Raw genomic sequence first — 333 nt, forward strand, 5'->3', positions numbered from 1 at the left:
GCGATGTTCGCTATTTCATCAGAGCCCACATTCAGTGGGATCTGACCTTCAATTACCTTATTTTCGTCTGTTGACTCATTAATGGTCACACCGGAATCAGTACCAAACGATGGGTTTGCACCATCAGTAATGGTGATATCAACATTAGCTGGTGCATCTAAATCATCCCCATCGGTATCGGTCGCTTGCACTGGCACATTGATGTGGATGTTGTCACCGTCAAAAGTTACGTAACTACCATCACTTGAACCGTTATGGTCTAACGGCACATTCTGCGTGATGCTCACCGTAACCTTCACGTCTTGACCTTGCTGCTCGCCAGATAAAGACACC

Annotated in this window: 1 protein-coding gene; it reads right to left on the bottom strand. The window is 46.2% G+C overall.

Translation table 11 applies throughout. The annotated features are described in order from the left end of the window. Nucleotides 1–333 (bottom strand): hypothetical protein (locus tag CXF93_RS02930; protein WP_157824409.1); only part of this gene is annotated, 333 nt, incomplete at both ends.

The sequence above is a fragment of the Moritella sp. Urea-trap-13 genome (assembly GCF_002836355.1).
Lineage (GTDB): Bacteria > Pseudomonadota > Gammaproteobacteria > Enterobacterales > Moritellaceae > Moritella.